This is a genomic window from Methylibium sp. (assembly GCF_013817365.1).
In the GTDB taxonomy this organism is placed as follows: domain Bacteria; phylum Pseudomonadota; class Gammaproteobacteria; order Burkholderiales; family Burkholderiaceae_C; genus Methylibium.
Window position 1 is genome coordinate 1 of sequence record NZ_JACDCU010000311.1, and the last position, 5025, is coordinate 5025.

Below are 5025 nucleotides of genomic sequence, written 5' to 3' on the forward strand. Positions count from 1 at the left end.
GCCGCGGCCCGGCCCCTCGCTGGCCGCGTCGACGCTGCCGCCGTGCAACTCGGCCAGCCGCCGCACCAGCGTCAGGCCGATGCCCAGGCCGCCCTGGGCGCGCTCGATGCCGCGCTCGCCCTGCACGAACAGGCCGAAGATGCGCGGCAGCAGCTCGGCCGTCATGCCGACGCCGTCGTCGCGCACGCACAGCAGCGCCTGGCCGCCCTCGGCACGCAGCGAGAGTTCGATATTCCCGCCGGCCGGCGTGTAGCGCAGCGCGTTGGACAGCACGTTGCTCACGATCTGCTCGAGCCGCGTCTCGTCGCCCTCGACCCAGACCGTCTGCAGGTCCGAGGCGAGCCGATGGCGCGCGGTATCGGCGTCGCCCAAAACCGCCCGGGCGGTGCGCTGCGTCAGCGCAGCGAGTTCCACCGGTCGCCGCGTGAGGGCGATCTTGCCGGTCGCCACCCGGCTGGCGTCGAGCAGGTCGTCCACCAGCCGCGTGACGTGCACGATCTGACGCCGGATCACCTCGAAGGCGCGTGCCGACGGCTCTGCGCCGGCCACGGCCGGGCCGCGCGCGGCCTTGGCCTCCAGCAGATACGCCGCATTGCTGATGGCGCCCAGCGGATTGCGCAGCTCATGGCCCAGCATCGCGAGGAACTCGTCCTTGGCGCGGTTGGCGGCGTCGGATTCGGCACGCGCCCGTTGCTCGCCTTCGAGCAGGCGCAGCCTCTCGGCGCGCGCCTCGCGCTCCTCGGTGATGTCGCGCACCTCGATCACGGTACCCACCGCCGTGCCGTGCTCGCGGATCGGGCTCGCGGTGTAGGCCACCGGATAGAAACGTCCGGACCTGTGCACGAACACGTCCTCGCCCTGCTGGCGGTCGTTCTCGGGGAAAGCGCGGTCGATGGCGCAGTCCTCGATCGGGTAAGGGCTGCCGTCGGGGTGGGTGTGGTGAATCATGTCGTGCAGAGCCCGGCCCCGCGCCTCGGCCAGCGTGTAGCCGGTCATCCGCTCGGCGGCCGGATTCATGAACACGCAGTGCTGGCGGGCATCCATCATGAACAGCGCGCCGGTGGCGTTGTCGGTGAGCGCGGCGAGCCGACGGCGCACGTCGTCTCGCGCGTGCACCGCGTCTGCGGCATCGTGCAGCGCCTGATCGAGATCGCCCGCTTCGGTGATGCGCATGGGAGTGCGCGGGCGCGTCGGGAGCGGGCCTGCGCGTGAGAGGCGGCGGGCCTGTGCGGCCAGCTCGGCGAACGGCCGCGCGATGCCGCGGCCGAACCCGCGCGCCAGCAGCAGCGCCAGCGCCAACGCGAGGGCCGCGCCGGCGCTCGCGAAGCCGAGGGCACGCCAGGCCCCAGCCTGAACGTCGGCGACAGGGATGCCGGTGGCAACCGTCCAGCCACTGAAGGCGGAGCGGTAGAACGGCGTGTAGACGGGTTGCCCGTCGTGCGTCTTGCCGCGGACGATTCCCTGATCGGCGCCGGTCAGTCCCTCGCGCAGATAGCGGGACGCGGGTTGACCCACGTGCTTCTCCGGGTCGATGGTTCGCGCCACGATGGTCTTGTCGGCGTCCAGGATCGCGGCCGTCCAGTCCGGCGGCATGCCCTGGGCCGCGAGCAGGCGCTGCATCGGCTGCACGCTCACCACCGCCGTCAGCACGTAGCGGAGCATGCCGTCCGCCATCACGGGCAGCCGTACCGAAAACACCGACGAGCGGGTGTAGCCGCCCTGCACGAGCGTACCGACCTGCGGCTGGCCGGTGCGCAGCACCGCGTCGAAGCTTTTGCGCTCCTGGATCGGCGCGATCGGGCTGCCGAAGGGCACGAGCGCATCGACGACGCGCTCGCCCGACGGCAATGCGAGGTTGATGTTCGACCACGGCTCCCTCGAGGCGGTGGTACGGACGAGGTGCGCGTGGAACTCCGCCAGATCGTTGGAAAGCAGGCTTCCGTCGTCGGCCAGCGCACGAAGCGATTCGACTGAAATCCGCAGTTCGGCATCGACCGCGCTGGCCAACGCCTGCACCCGGTCGCGGGCTCCGCGCTCGAAAGTGGCGCGCTCTCGGTTCACCAGCAGCCACGACAGGGCCACCACCAGCGCCAGCATCGGCAGCACGGTGCCGAGCGTCATGCGCAGCAGGTGCGCACGCAGTCGACGGGGCCGCACTGCGTTCGGTGTCTCGTCCAGGCTCGCGTTGCCGCTTGCAGCCGAACCCGCGCCCTGGCTCACACGTCCGTGCGGATCAGCGGGCCCGTTCACGCGGGCGGTGCCTCGCCCAGCAGCGCCTGCAGCGCCTCCAGCGCCGCCGGCTTGACGAGGTGGTGGTCAAAGACGCTGTCGCGCGTGCGTTCGCGGTCCTTGGCCTGGCCCCAGCCGGTCAACGCCACCAGCTTGAGCGCGTCGCCACCGGGCATCGCGCGCAGCGGCGCGCCACCTCGTATCCGTCCATGCCGGGCATGCCGATGTCGAGCAGCACCACGCCCGGGCGGTGCGTTTGCACGGCGGCCAGCGCGGCCGGGCCGTCGTGAACCACCTTCACGCTGGCGCCCATGAACTCAAGCAGCACGCCCAGGCTGTCGGCCGCATCGACGTTGTCGTCGACGACCAGCACGCGCTGCGCGGAGGGCGTGGCCGCGGCGCTGTCCGCATTCGCTGCTTCGGCCTGCAGACCGGCCGGCGCCAGCGGCAGGCGCACCGTGAACTCTGCGCCGTGGCCCGGCCCGGCGCTGGCCGCCTCGACGCTTCCGCCGTGCATGCCGACGAGGCTCTTGACCAGCGACAAGCCGATGCCCAGGCCGCCCTGCGAGCGGCCGCGGTCGCGGTCGATCTGCGTGAACAGGTCGAACACCCGCGGCAGCATGTCGGCCGCGATGCCGATGCCGGTGTCGCGCACCGTCACCAGCGCCTGGTCGTTCTCGCGCCGCGCAGCGAGCTCGATGCGCCCGCCGGCGTCGGTGTACTTGGCGGCGTTGTTGAGCAGGTTGGCGAACACCTGCGCCAGGCGCACGGCATCGGCGTCGAGCAGCATCGATTCCTCGCCGATGTGCTGCTCGAGCCGCAGGTCGGCGGCCTCGATGAGCGGGCGGCTGGTCTCCACCGCGCCGCGCAGCACCTCGGCCAGCTGCACCGGCGCGCGCCGCAGGTCGATCTTGCCGCCGGTGATGCGCGAGACCTCGAGCAGGTCGTCGACCAGCCGCACCATGTGGTCGATCTGCCGCTGCATCATGGCGTGCACGCGGCCCGCCGTTTCCGGCGCATGCGTGATCTGCAGGATGTGCACCGCGTTGCGCAGCGGCGCGAGCGGGTTGCGCAGCTCGTGGGCCAGGGTGGCGAGGAATTCGTCCTTGCGGCGGTCGGCCGCCTGCAGCGCCTGCTGGGCGTTGCGCAGCTCGTCGATGTCGACGCTGCCGGCGATCCATTCGGTGATGTCGCCGGTGGCCTCGTTGCGGAGCGCGACGGCGCGGCTCAGGGTCCAGCGCCACACGCCGTCGTGGCGGCGCATGCGCACCTCGGCCTCGTAGGGCTCGCCGGTGGCGAGCGAGCGCTGCCAGGCGGCGCGCACGCGGTCGCGGTCGTCGGGTGGATGAGCTCGTAGCGCCGCGCGGCCAGCAGGAGCTCGGCGCTGCCCGCAAACTCGGCGGCATGTCGGTTGACCCAGACCGCCGTGCCGGTCGGGTCGAAGCTGAACACGCTGTGCGGCAGCGAATCGGCCACGCGGCGGAAGCGCTGCTCGCTGGCGCGCAGCGCCTGCTCGCCGAGCTTGTGCGCGTCGATGTCGGTGGAGGTGCCGTACCAGCGCACGATGCGCCCCGCGGCATCGCGGCTGGGCAGCGCGCGGGTGAGAAACCAGCGGTACCGGCCGGTGCGGGCGCGGCGAAGGCGGAATTCGGCGGTGAGCGTCGTGCCGGCGTCGACGGCCTGCTGCCATTGCTGCAGCAACCCGGCCATGTCGTCGGGGTGCACCGCATCCTGAAGGTTGGCCGCCTGCGCATCGCTTTGCCCGGTGTACTCGCTCCACTGCCGGTTCACGAACGAGGTGCGGCCGTCGGCTTCGGTCACGTAGACGATCTGCGGCATGGCGTCGGCAAGCACGCGGAACTCGCGCTCGCTCTCGCGCAGCGCGCGCACGGCATGGGCGCGTTCCACCGTCTCCCAGCAGCGGTTGACGACCAGCCGGAGCAGCTCGACCTCGTCGCCGCTCCAGGCACGTGGCACACCCTGGTGCAGCGCCAGCGTGGCGACCATCGCGCCGTTGCGCAACAGGGCACGCTCACCGCCGCGGCGATGCCGGCCGCCTGCCAGCCGGCCAGCGAGTCGCCCACGCGGGAGTCTTCGGCCGCGTCGGACACCAGCAGCGCCTGGCCGGCCTGCTGCGGGGCGATCACCGCGACGCCGAAATCGTGCAGGCGCAGGCGCCCGTCGATCCGCGCCACGCCCTCGCGGCAGTAGGCGCCCTCGATCCGGACGTGCTCGCCGTCGGCCTCGACCAAGGCGAAGACGCAACGGTCGGCGCCGAAGTGCTCGCCGATCAGGCGTGAATTCACGGCGACCACTTCGTCGGCGTCGTCCAGCGCGCGCGTGGCGTCGTCCAGCGCCACCAGCAGGCGGTTGCGCTCGTCGCTGGCGCGCAGCGCCTCCTGCAGCAGACGGCTGGCGAGCACGTCGCGGAAATAAAAAGCCAGCCCGCCGCCCGTCACCGGGTAGACGTTGACCTCGAACCACACGCCGAGCGGTTCGTAGCGGTCGTCCACCCGCATCGAGACGCGCTCGCGCATGGCGCGCCGGTACGTCGCCTCGAAGGAGTGGCCGGCCAGGCCCGGGAACAACTCCCAGATCGTGCGGCCGAACATGTCCTTGCGCCTGATCGACACCAGGCGTTCCGCGGCGCTGTTGGCGTAGGTGACCACCCAGTCTGCATCGCAGGCGACAAAGCCCTCGGTCACGCTTTCCAGCACGTTCTCGGTTTCTGCACGCAGCGCGGCCTCGCGCTCGGCGCGCTCGCGGAGCACGCGCTTGAAGTCGACGGGCATCACC

General features: G+C 71.9%; 5 protein-coding genes. All 5 read right to left on the minus strand.

Annotated features, from left to right (window positions below):
* Nucleotides 1-2250 (minus strand): ATP-binding protein (locus tag H0W38_RS16390; protein ID WP_292456029.1); only part of this gene is annotated, 2250 nt, incomplete at its 3' end.
* Nucleotides 2247-2405, minus strand: a complete 159-nt coding sequence (locus H0W38_RS16395; protein WP_292456032.1) for a hypothetical protein — start codon at nt 2403-2405, stop codon at nt 2247-2249. The genes H0W38_RS16395 and H0W38_RS16390, both read right to left, overlap by 4 nt.
* A complete protein-coding gene (locus H0W38_RS16400; RefSeq protein WP_292456034.1) occupies nt 2369-3553 on the minus strand; it encodes an ATP-binding protein in 1185 nt (394 codons plus the stop codon). Before H0W38_RS16400 ends, H0W38_RS16395 begins: the two co-directional genes overlap by 37 nt.
* Entirely contained in the window at nt 3457-4137 is a 681-nt protein-coding gene (locus H0W38_RS16405) for a PAS domain-containing protein (protein WP_292456036.1), read from the minus strand. The genes H0W38_RS16400 and H0W38_RS16405 overlap by 97 nt, the downstream gene beginning before the upstream one ends.
* Nucleotides 4047-5025, minus strand: a 979-nt coding sequence (locus H0W38_RS16410; RefSeq protein WP_292456038.1) for a PAS domain-containing protein, incomplete at its 5' end; no start/stop codon positions are given. The genes H0W38_RS16405 and H0W38_RS16410, both read right to left, overlap by 91 nt.